This window comes from Ruegeria sp. BHSB056, from assembly GCF_059613305.1.
Map to the genome: position 1 here is coordinate 25,936 of NZ_JBXWSG010000018.1, position 21,290 is coordinate 47,225.

20 protein-coding genes and 4 pseudogenes are annotated in these 21,290 nt (G+C 53.3%); 17 read left to right on the plus strand and 7 right to left on the minus strand.

What is annotated here, in order from left to right:
• The first annotated feature begins 83 nt into the window (after positions 1-83).
• The 9 genes from AC2FND_RS06905 (at position 84) to AC2FND_RS06945 (ending at position 9,032) form a co-directional block, all read left to right on the plus strand.
• On the plus strand, positions 84-389 hold the full coding sequence (locus AC2FND_RS06905) for a WGR domain-containing protein (RefSeq protein WP_496768748.1): 306 nt from the start codon (positions 84-86) through the stop codon (positions 387-389).
• A gap of 527 nt (positions 390-916) precedes the next feature.
• The gene (locus AC2FND_RS06910) at positions 917-1,321 is read left to right on the plus strand and encodes a DUF3768 domain-containing protein (RefSeq protein WP_496768750.1); all 405 of its coding nucleotides are present in this window, start codon (positions 917-919) and stop codon (positions 1,319-1,321) included.
• Positions 1,322-1,542: 221 nt separating this feature from the next.
• The gene (locus AC2FND_RS06915) at positions 1,543-3,087 is read left to right on the plus strand and encodes a ParB/RepB/Spo0J family partition protein (protein WP_496768751.1); all 1,545 of its coding nucleotides are present in this window, start codon (positions 1,543-1,545) and stop codon (positions 3,085-3,087) included.
• An 8-nt stretch (positions 3,088-3,095) separates the two neighbouring features.
• On the plus strand, positions 3,096-3,557 hold the full coding sequence (locus AC2FND_RS06920) for a hypothetical protein (RefSeq protein ID WP_496768753.1): 462 nt from the start codon (positions 3,096-3,098) through the stop codon (positions 3,555-3,557).
• Between the two features lie 55 nt (positions 3,558-3,612).
• Positions 3,613-4,560 (plus strand): response regulator, encoded by a 948-nt coding sequence (locus AC2FND_RS06925; RefSeq protein ID WP_496768755.1) that lies wholly within the window; start codon positions 3,613-3,615, stop codon positions 4,558-4,560.
• Between the two features lie 66 nt (positions 4,561-4,626).
• A complete protein-coding gene (locus tag AC2FND_RS06930) occupies positions 4,627-4,926 on the plus strand; it encodes an Hpt domain-containing protein (RefSeq protein WP_496768757.1) in 300 nt (99 codons plus the stop codon).
• A 92-nt stretch (positions 4,927-5,018) separates the two neighbouring features.
• Positions 5,019-7,082: an ATP-binding protein gene (locus AC2FND_RS06935; RefSeq protein WP_496768758.1), complete on the plus strand. Its 2,064-nt coding sequence runs from the start codon at positions 5,019-5,021 to the stop codon at positions 7,080-7,082.
• Positions 7,083-7,098: 16 nt separating this feature from the next.
• On the plus strand, positions 7,099-7,482 hold the full coding sequence (locus AC2FND_RS06940) for a response regulator (protein ID WP_496768760.1): 384 nt from the start codon (positions 7,099-7,101) through the stop codon (positions 7,480-7,482).
• A 170-nt stretch (positions 7,483-7,652) separates the two neighbouring features.
• Positions 7,653-9,032: a sensor histidine kinase gene (locus tag AC2FND_RS06945; protein WP_496768762.1), complete on the plus strand. Its 1,380-nt coding sequence runs from the start codon at positions 7,653-7,655 to the stop codon at positions 9,030-9,032.
• A 173-nt stretch (positions 9,033-9,205) separates the two neighbouring features.
• Here AC2FND_RS06945 and AC2FND_RS06950 read toward each other — a convergent pair whose 3' ends face one another.
• The 5 genes and pseudogenes from AC2FND_RS06950 to AC2FND_RS06970 form a co-directional block, all read right to left on the minus strand.
• Positions 9,206-9,661 carry a CBS domain-containing protein gene (locus AC2FND_RS06950; RefSeq protein ID WP_496768764.1) on the minus strand — a complete coding sequence of 152 codons (456 nt, stop codon included), beginning with the start codon at positions 9,659-9,661 and terminating at the stop codon, positions 9,206-9,208.
• Positions 9,662-9,912: 251 nt separating this feature from the next.
• A pseudogene (locus tag AC2FND_RS06955) lies at positions 9,913-10,353 on the minus strand (IS5 family transposase); the annotation flags it as partial.
• A 75-nt stretch (positions 10,354-10,428) separates the two neighbouring features.
• A complete protein-coding gene (locus AC2FND_RS06960) occupies positions 10,429-10,857 on the minus strand; it encodes a pyridoxamine 5'-phosphate oxidase family protein (RefSeq protein ID WP_480489172.1) in 429 nt (142 codons plus the stop codon).
• Positions 10,850-11,392, minus strand: a complete 543-nt coding sequence (locus AC2FND_RS06965; protein WP_480489170.1) for a DUF2867 domain-containing protein — start codon at positions 11,390-11,392, stop codon at positions 10,850-10,852. Before AC2FND_RS06965 ends, AC2FND_RS06960 begins: the two co-directional genes overlap by 8 nt.
• Positions 11,389-11,820: a DUF3995 domain-containing protein gene (locus AC2FND_RS06970; protein WP_480489169.1), complete on the minus strand. Its 432-nt coding sequence runs from the start codon at positions 11,818-11,820 to the stop codon at positions 11,389-11,391. Before AC2FND_RS06970 ends, AC2FND_RS06965 begins: the two co-directional genes overlap by 4 nt.
• Before the next feature lie 94 nt (positions 11,821-11,914).
• On the opposite strand from AC2FND_RS06970, the gene AC2FND_RS06975 reads away from it, so the two are divergent.
• From AC2FND_RS06975 to AC2FND_RS06990, 4 genes and pseudogenes are all read left to right on the plus strand, one after another.
• A complete protein-coding gene (locus AC2FND_RS06975) occupies positions 11,915-12,454 on the plus strand; it encodes a TetR/AcrR family transcriptional regulator (protein ID WP_496768766.1) in 540 nt (179 codons plus the stop codon).
• A 147-nt stretch (positions 12,455-12,601) separates the two neighbouring features.
• Positions 12,602-13,285: an IS6 family transposase gene (locus tag AC2FND_RS06980; protein WP_496768779.1), complete on the plus strand. Its 684-nt coding sequence runs from the start codon at positions 12,602-12,604 to the stop codon at positions 13,283-13,285.
• Between the two features lie 97 nt (positions 13,286-13,382).
• A pseudogene (locus AC2FND_RS06985) lies at positions 13,383-13,664 on the plus strand (transposase family protein); the annotation flags it as partial.
• 58 nt (positions 13,665-13,722) lie between these two features.
• Positions 13,723-14,654: pseudogene (locus AC2FND_RS06990) on the plus strand (IS5 family transposase).
• 2 nt (positions 14,655-14,656) lie between these two features.
• Here the strand turns inward: AC2FND_RS06990 and AC2FND_RS06995 are convergent.
• Positions 14,657-15,145: pseudogene (locus AC2FND_RS06995) on the minus strand (transposase); the annotation flags it as partial.
• Positions 15,146-15,404: 259 nt separating this feature from the next.
• On the opposite strand from AC2FND_RS06995, the gene AC2FND_RS07000 reads away from it, so the two are divergent.
• From AC2FND_RS07000 to AC2FND_RS07015, 4 genes are read left to right on the plus strand one after another with little or no spacing between them, the layout of a single operon-like run.
• Positions 15,405-15,785: a hypothetical protein gene (locus AC2FND_RS07000; RefSeq protein WP_480508938.1), complete on the plus strand. Its 381-nt coding sequence runs from the start codon at positions 15,405-15,407 to the stop codon at positions 15,783-15,785.
• A 44-nt stretch (positions 15,786-15,829) separates the two neighbouring features.
• Positions 15,830-17,830, plus strand: a complete 2,001-nt coding sequence (locus AC2FND_RS07005) for a glycosyltransferase (RefSeq protein WP_496768768.1) — start codon at positions 15,830-15,832, stop codon at positions 17,828-17,830.
• 17 nt (positions 17,831-17,847) lie between these two features.
• Positions 17,848-18,654: a methyltransferase domain-containing protein gene (locus AC2FND_RS07010; RefSeq protein ID WP_496768770.1), complete on the plus strand. Its 807-nt coding sequence runs from the start codon at positions 17,848-17,850 to the stop codon at positions 18,652-18,654.
• Between the two features lie 34 nt (positions 18,655-18,688).
• Positions 18,689-19,765, plus strand: coding sequence for an FkbM family methyltransferase (locus AC2FND_RS07015; protein ID WP_480508944.1), 1,077 nt, complete (start codon positions 18,689-18,691; stop codon positions 19,763-19,765).
• 3 nt (positions 19,766-19,768) lie between these two features.
• On the opposite strand, the gene AC2FND_RS07020 is transcribed toward AC2FND_RS07015, so the two are convergent.
• Positions 19,769-20,716 (minus strand): class I SAM-dependent methyltransferase, encoded by a 948-nt coding sequence (locus AC2FND_RS07020; protein WP_496768772.1) that lies wholly within the window; start codon positions 20,714-20,716, stop codon positions 19,769-19,771.
• Between the last annotated feature and the right edge of the window lie 574 nt (positions 20,717-21,290).

Genomic DNA, 21,290 nt, shown 5'->3' on the forward strand with positions numbered 1-21,290 from the left:
GTCATTAAAGAGAGAAAACTGTGCGGATGTCCGCTCAGTAAATGTAGGTCCGTTCCATTGAGGATCAGAATCCATTCCGACGAATGGATCTTGCAAAGTCATTGGACAGACGGTCTGAATTGACCGACAATCGGATCATGGAGCTGACGGCAACCACAACTGTCCACCTGATCCATGTGGACCCGGACGTCAACATGGCGCGGTTCTATGGAATAGAGTTGCAGCCAACGCTGTTTGGCGAAGTGTCCGTCCTTCGTACCTGGGGGCGTATTGGCACGAACGGCCAAGCCATGATGGTGACATATGATGATGAAGCCTTGGCTAGTGAAGCGCTCCAAAAACTCGAAAAGCAAAAGCGACGTCGAGGCTACGTCCCGGTCGGTGAGTGATTTCGGGCTGCAGCTTTTGCCCCATGGCAAATCCCGAGCCAGTTGGCTCGTGACCGGGCTCTAGGTTCCAGCCGACGTATCGGCTTCCACCCAGAACACCCCAGCATGATCTCCCTGACGCAATAGCCCCTGAACCGTCTCATGCGAGCCGGGGCAGGGGCTTTGGGCCATGGTCGCTCCATGCTGGGATGATCTGCTCCTCCGGGTGACGATCCCTTTTGCGCTCCCGCAGGATCGAAGATCCTTTGGCTTTTTTTGTTGGTCAGGCGGGATTTGGACAAGCCAAACGCCCCCCGACGTCAGGGGGAAGGCGCGGCCTCCCCCCTCGGACAAGACAAATAGACAAGACCGTGTCCTCGCGCGTTGCGCTGCGGGCCGCACCACACTTGTCGATTTGTCCTGTCTCGCCCCTCTCCGCGTTCGCCACGGGGCAGGTTTTAGAGACGACGCCCTTTCAGGGCTCGGCTCAAAACCAGCACCAAAAGGGGATCAACCCCGGAGGTTGCACGACAAAAGGAGAGACGGTTTTGAACAGTGAAGCAACAACAGACATCGAGAATGACACCAGCCTTCAGGCGGCTGAAATCGCAGCCCAGAATGACCTGTTTCGGAAAGCCCTGATCGATCCAAATGCGGCGATTGAGATGCACTCTATAGGCATTCAAGGGCAGGTGTTTGTCACGCCTGGCGTGTCCGGCGAAGGGGTGGAGTTTCAGACCGCGGCTTTGGCTGCAGTGGCGTCGGATGACCAGTTTGATGAAGGCAATGACCCTTATGGCGATCACACGTTCGGAACGGTGACAGTCAGCGGTCAAAAGCTGTTCTGGAAAATCGATCTGTATGACGCGGATTACAGATACGGCTCCGACCGCCCGTTTGACACGTCAGTGACGCGTCGCGTCCTGACCATCATGTGCCCCAGCGAATACTGATTTCCAACGCAGCTCAGAAAGGGGGTGATGAAAATAAGTCAGGAAACCTTGCAGCAACGACGGCGCGAAGCCGTTGAGCTGGTCAAGAAGGGAGGTCTCTCCGCCAAGATCGGCCTCGCCTTCTTGAGACAACACGCAGCCGCCTAAGCGGCCCCGCTCTACCCCGGAAGGGGTAGGGCACCCTTAACACAAAGCGAAACACTCAAACAAGGATTTGCCCCATGAGCAAAGTCGAAACATTCACCGCACCGGAAACCATCGAAACCCTCGCCCTCTCCGATCTCTACCTGTCTGATCTGAACCCACGACAGGACGTAGCCGAGGACGGCATCGCCCTGCTTGCCGATAGTCTGGTCATGTGCGGCCTGATCCAGAACCTCAGCGGTCTGCGCGATGCGGATGGCAAAGTCGCCATCGTCGCCGGCGGTCGCCGCCTGCGGGCTCTGAACATCGCCGTGACCGAACGCGCCGATCTGGCACAGGTTCCCGTGAAGGTCACAGACAATCGGTTTGTGGCCGAGCAATGGGCCAATGCGGAGAACACCGCCCGCGAGGAACTGGACCCGGTGGACGAGGTCCGCGCCTATGGCAAGATGGCGGAGAAATCCCTGTCTGTTGCCAAGATCAGCAATGCGTTTGGCGTAACCGAAGCCCATGTGCGCCGCCGCCTCGCGTTGGCTGGTCTGCCTGCTGCAGTTTTGGATGCGCTCAAGGCGGGTGAGATCAGCATGGGGCTGGCCAAGGCCATGACCGTCAGCACCGAGGAGGAGAAAATTCTGCAGGTGCTGGAACAGGCCAAGGCGTGCCGGTGGTTTAGTGAGCATGATGTCAAACAGGCCCTGACATCGGAGGCTGTCCGCAGCACCAGCCGCAAGGCCGTGTTTGTGGGGCAGGAGGCCTATGTTGAGGCGGGCGGCACGGTCACCGCTGATCTCTTTGCCGATGAGACCCTCTTCAATGACGGCGCGCTACTGGATCGTCTTTTTGCTGAGAAACTGGCGGCAGAGGCAGAGAAACTGCGTGAAACGAAAGGCTGGAACTGGGTGGAGACCCATGAAGACAGCTACATTCCCTATGGGTTCTCGGGCACCGCAGGCATGCACCGTCTGGAGATGGTGAGCCGGGACTTCACCGAAGGACAGGCTGAACGGTATGACGAACTGGCCGCACTTTATGAGGCTGAGGCTCTGGACGAGGCTGGCGAAAAGGAACTTACGGCGCTCGACGACTATGCCGCGCCGTATTATTCCGACGATCAGCGTAAGCTGTCCGGTGTGTTTGTCTATGTCGGCAATAGCGGCGAGATTAAAACATCCTCGGCTTATGTCGCGGTAGAACATGTGCAAGTCGCCATTGAGGGTGGTGTTCTGGCCCCGGTCAAAGAGCCTGAGGTTAAAGAGACACCAAAACCGGCCTATTCGCAGAAGTTCATCGACGACATGGTGGCGATCCGGTTGGCGGCGGTTCAAACGGCTCTGCTGGACAAGCCTGACTATGTGTTAAGCCTGTTTGCCTTCTTCGCAACCCCGGCCTCCGGTCTGACCTGCACCCTGTTTGGGTTTGGCTATGGTGGCGCTGAGCGGAACACGCCGGAAATCGACGACCAGTTCATCCTCGACCCACGTCTTGGTGGGGAACGGGATGAGGCCGCAGAGGCAGCCTATGACCAGTTCCAGGAGATGGCCGCACAAGGCAGCGTGGAGGCGTTCAGGCCAACCGCCGCGTTGACGAACATACGGCGCAAAAGGATCTGGTCGAAGAACTGAAAATCGAATTGGAGGCTGCGGAGCGGTCAGGGGAGCCGGTTGATCTGAACGATATGCAGGCTCTGGTTTCTCAGCACATGAACGAAGCTCAGGAATACGACCTGTATCACCCCTACTATTCGTCCCTTGCGGATCTGTCCGGCGATAAGGGTTTTCAGGATTCCGACGACTACCAGTCGCCCGGTGATCGCTATGTTCAGTATATGCAATCCGCTTTGGGGCAAGCCGGTTTCGAGAACTACGAACAGCAGACCAAGGACATTGTGAACTCCATCGAGAACATGGAGGCTCTTGCACGAGAGGTTGAAGATCCGCATCTGCGTGCCGCAATGGACGTGCAGATCGGAGAGCTGAAGGGCGATGTTGCCGAGCTACGCCCATATGACACCGACCTGCAGGCGTACACTGTTGCTGACGACAGTTACACCATACCTTTCGTCTACAATCCGCTTGACCAAGCGATCGTATAGTTTTCTATCTATGCGGGAAGCTTTTTTCTTAATCACCGCATAGCATGTGAGCAATATGAAGATTTTGGTTGTTGATGACGAACCATTGTTTTGCGAATTGATTTCGGCTGAACTTGCTGCATGCGGGTTTGATGACGTTCACACAGTAAACTCCGGAGCTGCCGCGATTTCGCTGGTGAGAGAAATTTCCGACCCATTCGACTGCATACTGCTGGATATTGATATGCCCGGCATGGATGGCATTGAGGTCTGCCGCCTTCTGAGAGTTGAGCCCAGTACAACTGAGCTTCCGATCGTAATGGTTACAGCACGGTCCGAAATCGAAAGTGTGGACAGGGCGTTTGCCGCTGGTGCCACCGATTACCTTACCAAGCCAATCGATCGGCGTGAGCTGCAAGGGCGCATGACAATGGCTTCGGGTATGGCCCGCGAGCGTGCCGCTCGCCGGGCCGCACTGGCACGGAACACGTCAACAAATAAGTTATCTTTTGAAGAGTCGTTTCGGCTCCAGATAGATCACTCCAGCATGGATTACCTGGCCATGCAGAACTACGTTCTGAAACTCGGAACTATGAGGTTGTTTAGTCTTGTCGCAATTGCGTTTCAGGTCATCAACGCGAGGCAGCTTTACCAAACTCTCGACAGCTCGGATTTTCAAGACACAATGTCTGACGTTGCCGAGGTGATCGCCGAAGCTTTGGCGTTCAATGATGCGATCGTGTCCTACGTTGGTTCAGGTTTCTTTTTGGCATTGGTCAGCCGTATTCCAGATGTATCGGTCGAGGAAGTTGCCGCTCAGATCGAACTGAAGCTGCAAGACATGAACGAATGGTACGCCAACCTGGATCAGATGCCGGTTCTTATGAGGGTTGGAACGCCCTGTTCCAGGGGAATTGTCAACCTGTCTTCGGCGACTGAGCTACTCGACACAGCTATGCAAAAAACAAAGGAATCCACAGCCGTAGTAGGCGGGGTTATTGCTGAAAGTTCAAAAGTATATTGAAGGCGCGGATGAGCTTGGTGACATAGGATGACAATTAGGTCTGGAACTACAACTGGTGCAAGACAAATGGACGAGGTTCTCAGGCAACTACGTGCCAAATTCGTCATGTCGTGCCAAGAGCGGTTGGAAACTCTCTCTGCTGCCGCAGAGGACCTGAAAGTTGATGCTGAAAACTCTGACGCTCTCGCTCGGGTTCGGCGAGAATGTCACAAGATCGCAGGTTTGGCCGGGTCGCTCGGGTTTGCCACCATTGGCGATCTAGCTGAGGAAATCGACATTAATTTAAAAAAGAACCAGCTTGCTTGGGCACAGATCGAGCCAAGGGCCCAAGATTTGATGGCGCGCTTGGCAAATATCGGGGACTAGGCAACGCTTCTTCGAAACATGTTTTGAACGCACTATTCTGAATATCGCTCGAGGAAAAACTAAAGAACACTGCTATACGTTGGGAAGTCGCATTGAGCACGCAACAAGAAACGCTGAGACAACTAAAGCGAAAACAAAAGCGGACGTTGTCGCTGATTTACGCTGCGATTATTCTTCTTGGATGTTTAAGCATTATTCTTATGGACAAGGCGATTACCAAACAGAAACTTGCGGCAGAGCGGTCCGCCGTTCAACGGTCTCTCAATTTGACCACGTTTCGCTTGGAGCGGCTTATTGAAAGCTACAGCCACATGTCGCGGAGTCTTTCTGTGGCGCAGATGACCGAGACTGAAGTGGAATTTCAGACTTTGGCCCAGTTGCTTCGTGATAACAATCCAATCATTATCAACATCGCGCGTTCGCAAGATTTTATCATCACGGATGTCCATCCGATCGAACCGAACCGAGCCCTTCTTGGATACGATTACCGCGACTATCCTCAGCAACTGGCCACGGTGCAACACGCGTTGGACAGCCAGGAAACGGTGATCTACGGTCCGATCAGCCTGCTTCAAGGTGGGTTGGGTCTTTTGCTGCGAAACGCCCAACCCGGGCCCGACAATGTGGTCGGAACTATCGTTCTCGATTTCAACCGGCTTCTGGCTGAAGCCGGCATGGTAGCCGAGCCGCATGAATATGCGTCGTCGGCGCGAACCGAGATTGCGGAATTAGGCACTCAGATCGTTTTTGGAACCGAAACCGTATGGTCGGATGCCCCGGTACTGACCGAAGTTGAGCTGGGGGATGTCAGGCTGGAGTTGGCCAAAACACCCGCGGGTGGTTGGATGCCAGATACGGCGCATCGTCCGGTGTTGATACTCACAACAGCTGTTCTGGTTATGATTGCTCTGTTTGGAGTTAACTATGCGCGACGGCTGATCGTGGAACGGTCGGACGCCAGACGGCGACTTGTCGATGCAATCAACTCGATTAATGACGGGTTCGTCATTTTCGACAGACAGGACAGATTGCTTTTGTGCAATCAGAAATACCGTGATTTCTTCAACGTTTCCAGCCACCTTATCGAACCCGGGACACCTTTCGAAACAATCCTTCGCGACGAGGTCAGGCAAGGCCAGTACCCAGAGGCGGAAGGGCGCGAAGAGGAATGGATAACAGAACGACTTGAGCTTCATGCCAACCCCAATGCCCAAACTGAAATCGAACTTGCCAACGGAAGCTGGCTAAAAGTTTCAGAATCTCAAATGAGAGACGGGAGCACCGTCGGGATTCGCACAGACATCACTGAACTGAAAAAAGCGCTGCAAGCGGCAGAAGAAGCGATCAGTACCAAGACCGAGTTCATCAACAACATGAACCACGAGTTGCGTGCGCCTTTGACTGTCATTTTGGGATACATTTCATTTTTTAGGAAGGTCGAATTGTATCCACAGTACCAAGCCCTAAAAAATGCGATTGGTACAGATGCCGAGCTGTCGCGATTGTTGGATGATTTCACGGGCGTAATCGTCAATCAGGCTACAAAGTCCGAAGCTTCCGGAAAGCACCTGCTTGGCTTAATAAACTCTGTTCTGGATTGGGCCAAGTTAAGCTCCGGCAACGTTGAACTAAACTTGGAAACCGTACAGCTCGGCACACTCTTGACCGAATTGAGCGAAGAGCTGGGCCCTACAGCCGAAAAGAAAGGGCTTCGGCTGGAGGTTCGGGTTGAACCGGTTTCGATTGAGGGAGACCCATTGCGCCTGAGGCAGATATTCGTCAACTTGCTCAGTAACAGCATAAAGTTCACAGACAAAGGGTATGTCGCCGTTTCCGTCGTACAGGATGGTACCTCGGTTGTGGTCTCAGTCAAAGATAGTGGACGTGGCATACCGGACGATCAGTTAAATTTGATATTTGATCGCTTCATCCAGGTTAACGCAAATCAGAAAGGCCAGACAGGAACTGGACTTGGCCTTACGATTACAAAAGACCTGGTCCAGTTGCATGGTGGGCAGATTACGGTGTCCAGCACTTACGGTGTAGGCAGTACGTTTCAGGTCAGGTTCGAGAAGGATACTCCCGCTTCCCGTGATGCGGAAAACAACGTTGCTGAGAAATCCGATGTTGTTGAAGTTGGTGCCCAACCTGTTTGAACAAAGGGTATATTCAATGAGTCTCTTGAAAAAAGTGGTGCATGTAGACGACGATGAAGACATTCTGACTATCACTCGTATGTCGTTGGAACTCGTCGGCGACTTTGAAGTCACCCAATTCAGCTCTGCAAAAGATGCATTGAATAATCTGGTGGGCTTGCAACCCGACCTTTTCCTTTTGGATGTGATGATGCCGGACATGGATGGCCCCGAGCTTCTTTGCGAGCTGCGAAAGCGCCCGGAATTTCGAGATACGCCTGTCGTGTTTATGACAGCAAAAGCTGAATCCAGCATTCAGAACACCCCCATCAGTGAGAGTGCTTTGGCGTATATAACGAAACCGTTCGACCCTTTCGCACTTCCAGAACAATTGAAATCCTTACTTGAGAACGGTGTTTGAATTTCAATTGCTTTACAAACGCTTAGAATGTCCTCGCTTCCTAAATTGTCGTGGCGTCACGGAGATAAGTTTTTGTTGCTTTCAAATTGCGGTTCTCTACCATAAAGAGTGTTCTAATGCACTGTAGTGCCTAGAAAGTGTATACTTTGAGAAATTAAGGGGGCTATGACTTGAGCAGTCCGCCTGAGTCTGAAACGGGTGGCGTGGTCAACTCTGAAGTGTCGCTTTTGATGCGACAAATGATCGACTATTGTCAGGTTGGAATAGATCTGACAGGGCAGCGGTTGCTCATTTTCGCAGCGGCTCTCGCACTTGCGGCATACTACTATGATGACAAATTTGCGGGAATCCTGCTGGTGCTGGTAATCGCATCAGAACTCTTTGATTATTGGCTTTTCAACAAGGTGACGTCGCAACAAAACACAGATCATCAAGCAGCCAGACGTCTTTTACCCTGGCTTTATCTGAGCACACTTCTCAGCACATCATTGATCATCGCATACTCGATTGGCATTGCATTTATTCAAGGACCGACAAGCCATTTCATGGCTTCATTCTTTCTTTTTGCGGCAGCCCTTTTTGCAGCGATGCACAGCCACTATGTCCTGCACGTTCTGGTAACCCGCCTTTTATGCTTCGGAGTTGCCTTTCTGTTTATACCGATCAGGGATATCGTGATTACGGATGCTCCCATTCAATCGGAGCTCTGGGCACATCTATTCACAAGCATCTTTGTTCTTACATTTATCGTCGACAGTTCGTTGGGTTACCTCAGGATTTACCGACAGCGCACTGCACAGTTCGACCTGCTTCAGGAAGAACATGAAAAATCAAAAATGGCATACAAGGCGAAATCTGAGTTCATTTCAACAATGAGCCATGAACTCAGGACACCGCTGACATCAATCCGGGGGGCAGTTGGTCTCGCACGCTCAGGCAAGCTAGGTGATTTGCCGGAAAAAGTAGCCGATGTTCTGGATGTCGCCAACCGCAACTGCATCAAGCTTCTAAAGCTTGTAGACGAAATTTTGGATCTTCAAAGCGTTGAGTCCGGTCGCATGAAGTACGCGCACGAATTGCTCGACATACGTCAGGTTGTTTCCGACGCAGTTGAAGACACAAAATCCTTTGCTGTCGAACGTGCTGTGTCCATTAAGTCGACCCTGCCGGATCAAGCGATAGTTGTGCGCGGCGACAAATACAGGCTTCAGCAGGTTTTCGAGAACATTTTATCAAATGCCATTAAGTTTTCGCCTGCCAAAAGCGAAGTTCTGATCTCGGTGGAGATTGAAGACACCAGGGTGAGAGTATTGTTCCGAGACGAGGGAATAGGCTTGTCCGAACAGGACCACGAAAAGGTTTTTGACCGTTTCACACAGGTGGATTCATCAGATACTCGGAAAATCGGAGGCACCGGCTTGGGCATGAACATTTCCAGGCAAATCATGAGTGCGCATGACGGAAGCATCAGTTACAAAAAGAATGATGGCCCAGGAACCACTTTCCTCGTAGAGCTGGAGCGTGCCTTCAATAGCTCAGGACTTCGTTAGGCGCCTATTGCGATCATGGAGCCCACCAATGGCTTTCGCGTGAAGTTCGAGTGTTACAATACGAAGGTTCGGTATAACGCTCATCTGCGCCTAAAGGCGTATACCACAATCGAACCCGTTATTCGTTGGTGGGCTGCAAGTTAACATAACGACATCTGGCGAGCACTTGTAAATCACCCGCCGCGGACTGCAATGTGCGCCAATGCGGCGATCAGGTCTGTCCGCGTGACAATCCCGACAATGCGTCCGTATTCGAGGACAGGGACGGCGTCGACATCCTCAACCGCCATCATCGGAAACAGCACCCCGAGGGGTGAATTTGTCGTCACGCGTGGGCCTGCCACTTCCATGATGTCACCCGCTGTCACAGGCATCTCCGTTTTGCGATCCAATAATCGGTTGAGTGACGGAAGATATCCGCGCTTCAACCTGATCGCGTCTTCACGGGCCTGTCTGATCAGATGCATCTGAAAAATGACGCCCAGGAACTTTCCATCCTTCCCTACGACAGGAAGAGAGGTGAACCTGTGCCTTTTGAACAGGTCGGCAACCTCTCCGAGCGCCGTCTCGGGACCCACTGTGATCAGACTGGAGGACATGATATCTTTTGCCGTCAAAGGGGCGGTCACGTGTGTGAATCCCGGAGACAAAATGGCCACTGAAACGGTTGGATGATCTGACCGTCGCGGAGCAAAATTCCGCAGTCTGACACCTGAGGCGAACGAGCTGAGGGTGGGGAGATGTATTCAGTGGAACTTTATAGCCGGGTGCGGCGGGCATGCCATGTTGACGGGATGAGTAATAGCGCTGCGGCGCGTCTGTTTGGCATTGATCGTAAGACCGTTGCGAAGATCCTGAAGCACTCGGTTCCGCCGGGTTACCGGCGTGAAGGGCCGCCAGTTCGCCCCAAGCTTGATCCGTTCGTGGCGATTACGCCTTCCGCCTTGATCCCGGTCGCATCGATCAGGAGGTGCAAGGGGCCTGCTCCGCCACGATACGGGATGGAGACGTTCAATGTTTTCTGCCGCCGACACAGGGTGCTGAAATCCGGCACCTTCCAGTCGAGACCAGCCAACCGCAACAGGCTCTCAACGAAACCGGTCGTCTGACGAAGGGGCAGACCGAATAGAACCTTCATTGTCAGGCAAACCTGGATCGCGGCGTCGCTGAATTCAGGTTGTCGACCGCGCTTGCCTGTCGCTGGCGCATACCAGGTCATCTCGGGATCAAACCAGATCGATAGTGAACCGCGCTGCTTCAGCGCCGTGTTGTACGAAGGCCAGTTCCTGGTCTTGTACTTCGTAAGGGACCAACTGCTCATGCCCATCAGCTAGCACTCTGGATTCAAACAGTGAATCCCTCACCCCATTTGTGCAACAAAGCCGGCCAAAGGCCGTCAAACATCTGTTTGACGCTCCCAAATCTCGGGTTGTGTGACCATGGAGGCGATTTCGATCCGCGACGGCGAGATGATAACGACAGCATATTCGGGGTCGTCCACGCCTGAAACATAGGCTTTCAGCCCATCGAACCAAAAGTCGCGCCGATCCTCCGCAGATGTTGAAATCCGCGCATTGCCATCGACTTGCAGCCATTGCTTCGCAAAAAAGTCGGTGGCCCCGAGCGTCACATGTATGGCGGGCGTGCGCCGAATCTGTGCGATCTTGCGGGAGCTAAGGTGGGTACTGAATCTCACAGTAAGATCCTCGTCCATTCTGCCGACGACATATCGGACCCAAGGCAATTCATCATGAGTTAGCGTTGCAACGGCCATCAGTTGCAGACCGGGCGCGAGCGCGCGGATGCGATCAGCAATATCACCCATTTCTTGAACTCCCCTGTTCTTCGGTATGGTGGTTGGAGTGCGCCTTGCCGATCCTTTCGAGCTGACGCCTCACAATCAGGAAATGAAACGGCAGGATGGCCATGAGATAGGCCTTCCCGAACATACCATGCGTGCGCACGAGCGATGTTGCGCAAAGCTGGCGAGCGTCGCCGAGGTTTTCAATCTGATACACGAGCCGCACATCCGCATGCCGATCGTCGACGCCCAGAATAGTTGCGCCGGATGTTTCCGCGTTCTGGTCAAAGGGTGCGATGGCAGCAGGGCCAATGGGCTTCAAACCAAAGGGCCGAACCATAATGTCGCGGAAGCGGCCAAGGAGCTGCTCGACGTGCCCGGTCCCGCGTGCGGCCATCATTTGCGTAATAGTCCTGCGATCATCTTGCGCGACCCTGATGTGCATTGTGTCGGCATAGTCGAAGTCAAATCGCGCCAGCTCGCCGCAAATCTTTGCTCTGGCATCATCGAAGTAGGGGCCGCGCCCCCTACCAGGAGATTTCTTGAACGGGGTCTTCATGACAGGGCCACTGCAAGGCTGGCAATGCCGAGCGCCATAACGAGCGGCGAGAACAGCCGGTCGTCCATCCACGCGAATTTCGTGCTGCGGACCCGTTTCGAGAAGCCGATATAATGGAAATCGCCGATCGCCCTGAGCACAAAAATCGCACCCGCGCCCGTAAGGAGCGCACGGGAGGCCGTGGAGGTGAGCCGCAATTCAAGGTCGTGATGCACTAAAAGCGCGAGGCCCGCGACGAGGGCTAGGTAGGTCGCGGCAAGCATGGTTCCGAGCGGGGATGGGTGGAACAGTTTCGACCCATCCTCGCGCCGCGTGGGAATGACATGATCGGCAAAAAGGCGCCCACCTGCAATCCAGTAAAAATGGAAAGCACAGACGGCCAATAGGGTTGTGACAAGAAACCCAATGACTAGGACTTGGACCAACATCCGCTCCTCATTTAACATACATTAGTGTATTTTATATATTTGCGCACCCGCGCCATTGTCAATACAGTGCTGCATGTTACGCAAGGGGGAATCGATGGGCCGACCACATAAGCTGACGACCGAGGACTGGCTGAGGATCGGGTTCGACGCCTTGAAGAAGAAAGGCTTCAACGCACTGAAAGCCGATGCTCTAACTAAGGAACATTCGGTCACGCGGGGCAGCTTTTACTATCATTTTAAGGATGTTGCCGAATTTCACCGCGCCCTTGTCGCACACTGGCGAGAGACGGCTACAGAAAATGTCATCGCTGGACTGAACGCTTTGCCCTCGGGCCGAGAGGCGCTGCGCTCGCTCCTGTTCTTGGCTTTCGGCGCAGTGGATTCCCTGGAGCGGCAAATGCGGTTCTGGGCAGCTTGCGACGAAATCGCTGCCAGCGCCATCCTTGAGGTGGATCGCCGGCGCATCGACTATCTCCGGCACATTCTCATGGAGATGGGCCTCACTGAGCAAAAGGCTGCCGCTCGCGCAGAAATCATCTACGACGCATACATCGGTTATAGTTTGAGGCGCGAGGTTCAAGCCGGGACGCTTGGTGATCTCGTTGCTGAATTGATGGGCTTTGCGGAAGGCTAGGCGCTTCACCACGCCTTGAAGAACGCCCTCCGCATCGGCCGCCAAGGTGAAATCCGTGATCGCACCGGTTCTGTCGCAAACTTTGTTCCCACCTGTCAGGTCAAGCTTAGTTTTGGTAGCGCATGCTCCAAATTACAGGAGCAGACCGTGACAATCTCATTCAAGGGTGCACACTTTCCGAAAGAAGTGATCTTGTATGCTGTTTTCTTCTATCTGCGATACGGCGTGTCTTACCGGGATCTGGAAGAAATCATGGCTGAACGTGGCATTGAACTGGATCACGCGACGCTGAACCGTTGGGTGAGTCGATATGCCGGTCTTGTAGCTGATGCTTCACGGTACAAAAAGCGCCCTGCCGACCGTTCATGGCGCATGGATGAGACCTATGTGAAGGTGAAGGGTGAGTGGGTTTATCTCTATCGCGCCATCGACAAACACGGAAAGACCCTTGATTTCATGCTATCCAAGCGCCGGAACAAAGCGGCTGCGACCAAGTTCTTCGCTCGCGCGCTTGAGACGAACGGTTTGCCACGGAAAATTGTCATCGACAAAAGCGGTGCGAACACAGCTGGCATCAAGGCAATAAACAAGATGCTGAAAGGCTTTGGTTGTCCGGTACCGATTGAGATGGTCAGGCGGAAATACCTCAACAACATCATTGAACAAGACCATCGCTTCATCAAACGTCGGATCAGGCCCATGTTGGGTTTCAAGTCTTTCGATTCAGCTGCATCTGCCCTGGCTGGCATCGAACTGGTCAACATGATCCGCAAGGGTCAATTCACGCCCGGACTCCGTCCGTTTCAGCAGTTTGTTCAACTGGTAGGATAATCAACCCACCTGCGCCATCTCCCCAGCCTTCAATGAAAATTGCGACAGAATCACGCAGTTCTGGTAATGCGTGCTGGAACATGGCGGGGGGCAAACCGTGACAATCTCATTTAAGGGCGCGCATCTTCCGAGAGACGTGATTTTGCACGCGGCTTTCTTCTAGCTGCGCTACGGTTTGTCATATCGGGATCTGGAAGAAATCATGGCGGTACGCGGCGTTGATCTGGATCATGCAACGCTGAAGCGCTGGGTCAGTCGATATGCTGGTCTCATTGCGGACGCAGCGCGGTGCAGAAAGCGTCCCGCCGACCGTTCGTGGCGGATGGATGAATCCTATATGCGGGTCAAAGGGAAATGGGTTTATCCTTATAGAGGGCTCTGTTGCACAAAACCTTTGAGGGATTCATCTCGTGAATCCAGCATGGTAGCTGGGATGCATGGGCAGACCCACATCCCCGACCTACAAGACCAGAAACTGGCCAGCCTACAATGAAGCGCTCAAGCGCCGAGGCTCGCTGGCAATCTGGTTCGACCCTGAGATGAGCTAGGATGCCGCGCCGACAGGCAGGCGTGGCCGCCAGCAGAGCGACAGCAACGTCGCTATACAGACTGCCTTTCGATGAAGGTGCTGTTCGGGATGGCGCTGCGGCAGACAACCGGCTTCGTCGAAAGCCTGTTGCGCCTGGTTGGCCTCGACTGGACGGTGCCCGACTTCAGCACGCTGTCGCGCCGTCAGAAGACGCTGGCCGTCAATATCCCGTATCGCGGCTCCAAGAGTCCGTTGCACCTGCTGATCGACAGCGCCGGCATCAAGGTTGAGGGCGAAGGCGAATGGCACGCCCGCAAGCATGGTGGCCCGAAGCGGCGGGTCTGGCGCAAAATCCACCTCGGGATTGACGAGGAAACGCTGGAGATCCGGGCCGTCGAGATCACCGGGAGCCACATCGGCGATGCGCCGGTCTTACCCGACCGGCTCAACCAGATCCCGGCGGACCAGGAAATCGGCAGCGTCACGGCAGACGGCGCCTACGATACACGCAGATGCCACGATGCCATCGCTGACTGCGGCGCCCACGCTGTCATCCCGCCCCGCAAGAACGCGAAGCCCTGGAAGACGATCACCGCCGGAGCCGTGGCGCGAAACGAAGCTCTGCGAGCATCGAAATACCTCGGTCGTGCCCTCTGGCGACGATGGAGCGGATACCACCGCCGAAGCCGCGTCGAGACAAAGATGCATTGTGTGAAACTGCTGGGGCAGCGCCTCATGGCACGAGTCTTTGACCGACAGGTCGCGGAGCTTCAGGTCCGCATCGCCGTCCTGAACGGATACACCGCGCTCGGCATACCCGTAACGGAAGCTGTGGGATAAGTCCGTCCGGGGATAGGGGAACCTCCGCGTTCAGCCGATTTGTGCAACAGAGCCAGATGCCGGTAAAAATGCTCGCCACGCCCATCCTTGGAATAGGCAAAACGGTAGATCGTCTCGTGGCTCACACGGATCGGGTGGCGTTCCAGGCGCATGCGACCTGCGATCTGCTCCGGAGACCAGCCAGCTTTCAAGCGTTCCTCTACGGCAGCCTTCAAATCCGGATGCGCGATCATCTTCCGATGGATGGCCCGGCGGCGTTCATACATATTCTGTGCTGCTACCGCGTGATAACCGTTCAGCTGCGGCAGCTCTTTGTCCCTGAAGAAATTGCGTTTCAATTTGCGATAGATCGTCGACGGAGCGCGACCCATCCGATCCGCGATCTCTGGCACCGGCATTTTGTCTTCACGCCACTTGGCAATCTGGCTGCGTACCTCCAAACTCAGGTGAGGGTAACGGTTCCGATCGCCAAGACAGTTCGGTAAGTTCAAAACTTTGTAAGAAAGCCGGCTCACGCTTATTCCAATCCACGTCAGATACCTTGGCAATGCCGATCCCAGAGTTTGCGACACATCCTGGAATAGTTCGATTTGCTTGGGGTCTGCTTGGTCTCTTGTCACTTGTATCTTGCAACTTTATAAGAACCCCCGGAATATTTTGGATGCCAAGACAGCGACAGAGTGCTTCGCAGGGATGGTTGTGTAAGGAATGCTGCAAGGCGCAAAAAGCAAGTCCGGACAAGGGGACAGAATGGAAGAGCTTGCAGGGCAGGTCGCGGCGCTGAATGAAAAGGTAGAAGCCCTTCAAAGGCAGCATGCCTTTGATATGCGCCAGATGGAAATTGCTTTTTATCAATCAGAAGTGCAGCTGCAGCAGCAAATCAGAGAAATCCTGCGGCAAACCGGGAATATGGGCCTCACAACTATTCCAAGTCACACATTTATCCGCGACACACTCTGGAAGCGTATCGTTTTCCGCAAAACCGGAAAGCCAAAAAAGCTGTTCAAAGTTGCCTTTTTCAAGTCCAATGGCAAGGTGCGCGGATATGCCAAAAGAATTGTTTTCAAGAAGGACGGCTCTCCTCGTCCACATTTCTTGCCCGAACTTCAGATGCAAGCAAATAATAGATGAATGCTCTTTGTGCTGCAGATAGCGCACTTTTTTCGGAGACAGAAATGTCAGATGACTCCCCGCAAAACGCTTCTGATTGCAGCAGCGACGCCCCTTTGGTTTCGATCGTTATTCTGAATCTCAACAAGCCAGACATGACGATCGACTGTCTGAAAAGCATCTGGAAAAACACGACAGGCATCCCGTACGAAGTTATTGTTGTTGACAATGGTAGCTCTCCAGAAAATCAAAAGCGCCTTGCAGCCTATGAAGGGCCGCACAAATTGGTTCCGCTTGCGATCAATCGCTTCTTTGGTGAGGGAAACAATGTCGGAACGGAATTTGCCAAAGGCACATACCTGCTCTTTTTGAACAATGATGTCATCGTGACGCCTGATTGGCTGCCGCCTCTGGTCGATGTTTTCGACTCCCATCCCGATGCGGGATGCGTAGGCCCCAAGTTCATCTATCCAAGCGGTGAATTGCAAGAAGCCGGAGCGCTTCTCGATCCCGAGGGGTTCTCCGTTCAGATTGGTAAGTTCCAGTCTCCTGATCAGCCGCGCTTTAATCGAATGCGGGTTGTCGACTACGTCTCGGCGGCCGCTGTTTTGATGCGCAAAGCGGATTTCGATGCCGTTCTGGGCTTCGATTTCCGTTATGAACCTGCCTATTACGAAGACTGTGACCTTTGCCTGAAGATAGGCACTTTTGGGAAAAAGACGTATTACGTCCCTAAGTCAGAGGTCATCCACCGTGAAAATGCCACTACAGCTGACAAGAGCCTTAAAGACAAGCTTAACAGTATCGTTGAAGTCAACCAGGCCAAGTTCGTTGATCGCTGGCACAGCTTCCTGACGACCGGCGTGCATGACGGCAAATTCTATAGTGCACCACTGCTGCCGGCCCGGGTTGCTTCGGCACGTAAGACAGCGGGAATTTTTACGCCCTATAATATTATCCCCGGAGGGGGAGAACGCTACCTGTTCAGCATTATGAAAGTGCTGGCAGCGCACGGCTATGGTCTTACGCTCATTGTGCCAGAGCTTTACTCCCGGCTTCGTATATCGCTGGTTCTTGATCAACTCGACCTTGATCTGGATGGGATCGACATCATCACGCATGCCCAGGCGGAGGCGGGTGCGCAATTTGATCTGTTCTATTGTCTGGGGAATTCGCTTGTTCCGACATCGCGCGCTATGGGGCACATCAATCTGTTCTGCTGTCAATTTCCCTTCAAAACCAACGAAGATCATACCCGGCAGCATCTATCCTTGCTCCGGGACTACGACGCGGTGATCTGTTATTCGGGATTTGTCGAGCAAGAGATCCGCAAACAGTTGCGCCATTTCGAGGCACCCGAGCCTGCCATTCATGTGGTGGCCCCACCGGTCGGGATCGTTGCCGAGGTCGATCCACAGACGGCAAAATCAGGCATTCTCGGAATTGGCCGTTTCTTTATCGGAGATCATTGCAAACGTCAGGATGAGATGGTCAAGGCCATGAAGACTCTGTCTGAGCAGGGAGCAGATACAAGCCTTGATCTTGTCGGCTCTTTGCATCCCGAACCGATCCATCGCGAATATTTGGCCAATTGCCGACAGATAGCTCGGGATCTGCCGGTTTCATTTCATATCGACGCCCCTGTCTCTGTCCTGTCGGGGCTTTTGCAACGCGCGTCGATCTATTGGCATGGGGCGGGTCTTGGTGTTGATGTCAAAAAGTGGCCTGAGCATTGTGAGCATTTCGGCATCAGTGTCGTAGAGGCGATGTCAGCAAGGGTCATCCCGATCGTTGTGAACAACGGAGGGCCGTCCACGATTGTCGAGGACGGCATATCGGGGTTCCATTATGGCTCCCGGGAAGAGCTTGTGCAGATCACGCACGCGCTTCTGTCCTATTCGGAGGATAAGTTGATCGAATTGCGTGATAATGCGCAGGCCCGAGCCCAGCTTTATTCTTTTGCGGCTTTTGAAGCACGTTTTGCTGATGTCTTGGTGTCAATGGAGAAGAAAGTATCCCAGCGCTTTGAAACCTCATCCGCACATGCTTCTGTCAGCACGCGCTAGTTACTATAAGGTGCCATATGAAAACGGAATTCTCTCCAGATTACCAAATCTCTTTTGCTTGCAATATCTGTGGTCGGTCTAATACCCAGGTCGCAGGCACCTTTCACAGAGAGGCCCCAAATTGTTCTGGCTGCGGATCCACGCCGCGTTTCCGCGGGATTATTCACGCTCTCAGCCTTGGCCTGATGAAGCAGTCGCTTCCGCTCAAACAGTTTACTTCTGACCCTCATGTGAAAGGGATCGGAATGAGCGAGTGGGAGGGATATGCGCGGATCCTTTCGGAGAAATTCGACTTCACTAATACGTTCTTTCATCAGGAGCCATTCCTTGATGTGGTTTCACAGACGCATTGGCAAAACTATCAAGGTAGTGATTTCCTGATCTGCACCGAAGTCTTTGAACATGTGCTGCAGCCTTTGGAACCTGGGTTCACGAACATGCGCAAGATGCTCAAAACGGGCGGCCATCTTGTCTTTTCGACCCCGTTTGGTGATGCGCCGAAGACCATCGAGCACTTTCCGGGCATGGTTGATTTTGTAACATGCCAGATGGGAGAAGACTGGCTGGTTGTCTCGAAAAAGAGCGATGGCAGTTATCAGGTATATGATGAACATGTTGTTTTTCACGGTGGCCCAGGCACGGTGCTCGAAATGCGGATTTTCGGGCGCGACGAGCTGGTCAAGCAGTTGGAAGCGGCTGGTTTTGAGGTCACCGTGCTGGATGAAGCTGTGCCAGAGATTGGGTACTACTGGCCCAGTATCGTAGATCGACCGGAATTCGGACATATCGGTGAACACTACGTTTTGCTCTGCAAAGCTGTTTGATTGATAGAATCCGGCGTCACATGAAGGAGGTGATATGACTTTTGTTTCCTATGCTCAGAATTTTGAAGACCTCATTCTTTGGCGCGCCCTCAAGGATGTCGAAAAGGGGTTCTATATTGATCTTGGTGCCGCCTGGCCGAGCTTTCATAGTGTCACATTGGCATTTTATGAACGCGGCTGGAGCGGAGTTAATGTGGAACCCAATCCAAGACTTTTGAAGGAGCTCAACAAAGAGCGGATTCGTGACACGAACCTTGGCGTTGTGATTGGTGACAGCGAGGGAGAGGTGACTCTCAGCATCTTGAGCAATGCCGGATTGTCTACAGCTTCTGACGAGATTGCTGCCAATCATGTCGAGGCCGGGTTTAGAAAACAAACTGTTGTGGCACCGATGACGACTCTGACCGATCTATGTGACGCCCATATGGGTGATGTGTCCGACATCCATTTCCTGAAAATCGATGTGGAGGGCTATGAGGCCCAGGCCCTTCGTGGCAATGATTGGGGCCGCTTCCGGCCTTGGATCATTTTGATCGAAGCGATGGAGCCAATGTCCCAGGTGACCAATCATCACCTTTGGGAACATCAGTTGACAGTGGCGGACTATCGCTATGTCTATTGCGATGGTTTGAACCGCTATTATTTGGCGGCAGAACATTATGATCGTCTTGTCCCGGCCTTTGCCTATCCACCGAATTTGTTTGACGATTACATGAGTGTGACGCAGCAAACAGCGATGGTAGAGGCAGAGCAGCGCCGTAATCATATTGTAGATTTGCAGCAACAGATCACCGCCGCAGCTATCCGCGAAAGCCAGATGGAAGCGCAGAATGCAGAACTGATGAATGAGCTTTCGGCGCTACGCAAACACGTGGAGGTCGATGCCACATATCAGGCCTCTCGCGGGATGATTGAGGCTGTTTTTTTCAAGATCAGTGGAGAGCCGAAAAAAATTGTGGCCAACCTGCTTTTTCACTCCTCAGGGCGCATTCGCTCTATCACCCGCAGAATTGTTCTGAAGCGCAGTGGTCAACCTCGCGCATCTTTCAGAAAGTGGATGCACTCGGCAACCTATCAAGCGCTCTCTAACGCTTATAAACTGCCGAGATAAAGATCAGATTGGGCGGGCAAGCCATGCTGGCCCCATCAGACCTGTGGTGTCGGGGACCATTTCGCCCTGCAGCTCTGTACGTTTGAGGAGATCAAGAAAGAAGTCTTCACGAAAGCCCAGTTCCAGCCATTTGTTGCATGTGATTGCCCAGACAGCTTCCCCGTCATAGCGCAGCCCCCAAGGGAAAGAAAAACCGTTGGAAATCGGCTCTGCAAAAAAAGCGATAACACCGTTTTCTGTCAACACATTCTCACGGATATGGGTAAGCAGGCCCTGAAACTCGAAGCAGTGGTGAAAACTTGATGAAAACAGCGCCACATCATAGCGTTGTCCGGGGTTGCGCGCCGCTTCGAGGAAATCGGCATGATAAGTGCGCAGGGATGTGGACAGCGCTTTTGCCTCATTGGTGATGCGTTTCAAAAAAGCCTGATCGATATCAACTGCACAGACATCCATACCGGCCCGCGCCATTGGAATGGCCGTATTGCCCCAACCAGCCCCAAATTCTATGATGCTCTTGGCATGAGGAGCATGCTGTGCGATAACGCGAAACCCTTGGACCGCCTTGCCGATCTCATGCGCCACGACGCCCAGATTGTCTGATGTCCATGGAAAGCCACGTGCAAAAGCCTCATCCGAAAGATGTGAAGACGTCAATTCATTCTGAACATCGTAGGGTGTGTCGACGAGTTTCTGATAAAGCTCCGTGACCTCTTGGCGATATGCATCCGAGAAGGGATCATCTGCCTGCATGGTGTAGGCAAAGTTGAATTTTTTCCACAGTGCACTGAGTTCATCAAAGTTTTTGGCTGCTGCCAGTTGCTCTTTATAGGCTTGAGCTCGTGTAATGAACTCTGATGCCTTCGCAGTCTTTGGGGGCAAGGGTTTTGACACGGCCAGTGACTGCGGGGCCGCCCCTGGAGTGTTCTTTTTGGTTTTGAACCAGCGCACGGAAGGTATCCTTGTCTCTTTTTAGATGTGTAAAGCGGCTTTAGAGCTTTTCGGTTTTGGGGTCACTGCATAAAAGTGACTATATTATCCGGCTTGCGCGAACTTTACGGGAACATCCGCGTTTTCAGTCGGATTTCTGGTCTCTGAGAACGTTGTAGAGGTTGGTTTTGCTGATTTTTAGGTGCGCTGCTGCCTCTCGGGCAGTCAATCCATCACTGAAATGAGCTCTGGCCTGCTCCAGCTTTTGGGTGTAACGAAAGGCTTGCGTCCGCCTTTTCGGGACGTGGGGCTGAGCGGAACGGTATCCCGCCATAAGAGGCCGATAAGGCTCCGTCGCAAATTTCTTTGCCGCGCAGAGGTCCCTGAGGCGTGGGTTCTGCATGGCCCTTGGTCCTCAACTGATGCGCACAGCGTGCGCCCGTGGCCGGTGATACCTTCAGGCGCAACACTGACGCACACCTGCTTGACCTTTCTTCAATGTATCTCTGAAACCGCGTCCAAAGTGCCGATGGCAACGGTGCTGACATGATCCACCCTACCAAACAGGATGAATCACAGATCAGCACTCAAGGGA